Source organism: Nonomuraea sp. NPDC005650 (assembly GCF_040605375.1).
Taxonomy (GTDB): domain Bacteria; phylum Actinomycetota; class Actinomycetes; order Streptosporangiales; family Streptosporangiaceae; genus Nonomuraea.
The window spans coordinates 1-3,589 of record NZ_JBEXCR010000119.1 but is presented as its reverse complement, the minus strand read 5'-3'; the positions used below and the strand labels follow the sequence as shown (position 1 = coordinate 3,589).

Annotated in this window: 1 protein-coding gene; it reads right to left on the bottom strand. The window is 72.6% G+C overall.

The features are described from left to right. Positions 1-3,589: SDR family NAD(P)-dependent oxidoreductase (locus ABZS69_RS66835; RefSeq protein ID WP_355395555.1), on the bottom strand; the 3,589-nt coding region annotated here is incomplete at both ends.

The window sequence follows — 3,589 nt, the reverse complement described above, 5'->3', positions numbered from 1 at the left end:
TGGCGGTGGGTGGCCAGGGCGTCGAGGAAGGCGTTGGCGGCTGAGTAGTTGCCTTGTCCGGCGCTGTCGAGGGTGGCGGCGGAGGAGGAGTAGAGCACGAACGCGGCCAGGTCCAGGTTCTGAGTCGCCTGGTGCAGGTGCCAGGCGGCGTCCGCCTTCGGACGCAGCACCCGGTCCAGCTTCTCAGGAGTGAGGGAGGTGACCACGCCGTCGTCGAGCACTCCGGCGGTGTGGAAGACGGCGGTGAGCGGGCGCTCGGCGGGGACACTCTGCAGCAGCTCGCCGACCTGCCCAGGGTCGGACAGATCGCACGCCGCGATCTCGACCGTCGCGCCTGCGGTCTCCAGGTCGGCGCGGAGCTGGTCGGCGTCGGGTGCCTGCTCTCCCCTGCGCGAGGCCAGCAGCAGGTGCTTGACCTGGTGGCCGGTAGCCAGGTGGCGGGCCAGGATCGCGCCCAGCCCGCCGGTGCCGCCGGTGATCAGCACCGTGCCGTCCGGATCCATGCGGTGCGGCATGGTCAGGACGATCTTGCCGGTGTGGCGGGCCTGGGCCATGTGCCGGAAGGCCTGGCGGGCCTGCTGCACCGGCCAGCATCGCACGGGGAGCGCCGCCAGCCCGCCGCTGGTGAACAGCTCCAGCATCTCGGCCAGCATGCCGCCGATCCGCTCATGTCCGGCGTCCATCAGGTCGAAGCTGCGATACCGCACGTGGGGGTGGGTAACGGCGACGTCGGCGGGGTCGCGGCGGTCGGTCTTGCCCATCTCGATGAACCGGCCGCCCGAAGTGAGCAGGTCGAGCGAGGCGTCGGTGAACGGCCCGGCCAGCGAGTTCAGCACCACGTCCACCCCGCCCGAGACCGCCGCGAAGGCGTCGGCGAAGTCGAGATCCCGGGAAGAGGCGATGTGATCGTCGGCCACCCCGAGCTCGCGCAGCAGGTGCTGCTTGGCAGGTGAGGCGGTGGCGAACACCTCCGCGCCCAGATGGTGAGCGATCTGGATCGCGGCCATGCCGACGCCGCCGGCACCGGAGTGGATCAGCACCCGCTCGCCCCGGCTCAGCCCGGCCAGATCGACCAGCCCGTACCAGGCGGTCGCGAACGCGCCCGGCACCGAGGCCGCACGGGCGAAACCCCACCCCTGCGGCATCCTGTCCATCATCCGGCGATCAGCCACGACCCGAGGACCGAACGTCCCCTCGCCCAGGCCCATCACCCGATCCCCGACCCGCAGCCCGTCCACACCCGGACCGAGCTCGGTGACCACACCGGCGAACTCGCCGCCGATCGCCCCACCTTGTTCGGGCACCATGCCCAGCGTCACGACCACGTCGCGGAAGTTCAGCCCGGTCGCGCGGACCTCCACCCGTACCTCGCCGGTGGTCAGCTCTCGGTCGGCCTCGGGCGCCGGGATCAGGGTCAGGCCGTCGATCGACCCCTTGGTGGGGCTGTCCAGCCGCCACCCGCCCCCGCCTTCGGGCGCCTGGAGGTCGCCGGAGGCGTCGGCCCTGGCCAGCCTCGGCACCAGGACCCGACCGGCGCGTACCGCCAGCTGCGGCTCGTCCTCCACCGCCAGCAGCGAGCCCAGAGCGGCCAGCGACTCGGCCGCGACATCGAGATCGACCAGCAGGATCCGGCCGGGGTTCTCCGTCTGCGCCGAGCGCACCAGACCCGACACCGCCGCCCCGGCGAGCGCGCCGCCGGCCTCTGTGCCGGTGGTCACCGCACCTGTGGTGACGAGCACCAGCCGGGTATCGGCGAGCCGCTCGGCGGCCAGCCAGTCGCTCAGCACACCCACGACCCGGTCCAGCTCCGACCGCAGCTCCTCCAGCGGTCCTCGGCCGTCCGCCTGAGGAAGCGGGATGACCAGGGTCGTGATGTCGTCGTCGCCGGTCGCCGCCGCGTGCAGGTCGGCGTACGCGCGAACCTTCAGCCCGCCGCGGCGCAGAGCGTCGGTGACGCTGCCGTCTTCACCGGCCGCGTCCACGACAGCTGTCGTCCCTTCGGCCGCAGGCGGGTTCCAGCTACGGGGAATCACCCATTGCAGCCGGTGGAGCGCCTCGTGCCCGGGCTGGGTGCGTGACGACAGCCCGCCGACGGGGAGCGGGCGCGTGATCAGGCTCGCGACGGCCGCGACCGGAGCACCGGTGCCGTCGGCGAGCCGGATGCTCCAAGCGCCGCCCTCTGCCGGAACGACGTGGACCCGCACGCGTCGGGCACCGGAGGCCAGGAGTTCCACACCGCTCCAGGCGAACGGCAGCTCCGTCCCCTTACCCTGCTCGCCGTTGTCGGCGAGGCCGGTGGCGTGCAGGGCGGCGTCGAGCAGGGCGGGGTGGATGCCGTACTGGTCGGCTTCGGCGGCTTCCCGCTCACCCAGCTCGACCTCGGCGAACACCTCGTTGTCGCGGATCCAGGCCCGCTTGAGTCCTTGGAAGGCCGGCCCGTACCCATAGCCGGACTCGGCCAGCCTCTCGTAATGCCCGGACACCTCCACCCGGCGCGCTCCCGCAGGCGGCCACTGCCCATCGGCCGAGCCTGCGGTGCCGGTCGCCTGGGTGAGGGTGCCGGTGGCGTGGCGGGTCCACGGCCGCTGACCCGTACGGGCATACACGGAAACGTCGCACCGCGCGTCCTCACCCGGGGCGGTCACCGCCACCTGTAGCTGGACCGACTCCTCGCCCTCGATCACCAGCGGCGCTTCCAGGGTCAGCTCCTCCAGCACCGGGCTGCCGACCTCGTCTCCCGCGCGCACGACCAGTTCCACGAAGCCGGTGCCGGGGAACACCACCGTCTGCCCCACCGCGTGATCGGCCAGCCAGGGGTGGGTGGCGATCGACATGCGGCCGGTCACCACCACGCCGCCCTGATCCGGCAACTCGACGGCAGCACCGAGCAGCGGGTGGTCCACCCGCGTCTGGCCCAGCCCGCCCGCGTCCGACACCCCTACCGGGGCGCCTTCCAGCCAGTAACGCCGATGCTGGAACGCGTAGGTGGGCAGCTCGTTGACGGTCGCGCTCTTGTCGGTGGCAGGCAGAAGCGCCTGCCAGTCCACCGCGACACCCGCGACGAACGCCTCACCCACCGAGCGCACGAACCGATCCGCGCCGCCCTCACCCCGGCGCAACGACCCCACCACAACGCCCGAAGCCCCGCCGGTGTCGAGGATGTCCTGCACCGCCATCGCCAGCACCGGATGCGGACTCGCCTCGATGAACGCCGAACGGCCATCAGCCAGCAACGCCTTGACCGCCCCCTGGAAGTCCACCGGGCGGCGCGCGTTGGCGAACCAGTACTCCGCCCCCAGTTCCGTGCCTGCCAGCACCCCGCCGCTCACCGTCGAGTAGAACGGCACCCGGCCCGCTTCGGGAGTGACCGAGCCCAGCATGTCCAGCAGCCGCTCGCGCAGGGGCTCCACCATGACCGAATGCGAGGCCACCGTGGTCGCAATCACCCGCGCCCGCACCCCCTCGGCACGCAGCCGCTCGACCAGCTCCTCCAGCGCCTGGACCGGCCCGGCCACCGCACACGAGGCCGGCCCGTTGTCCGCGCTGACCTCCAACCCCGCATCCAGCCGTTCACGGACCACCTCGGCGG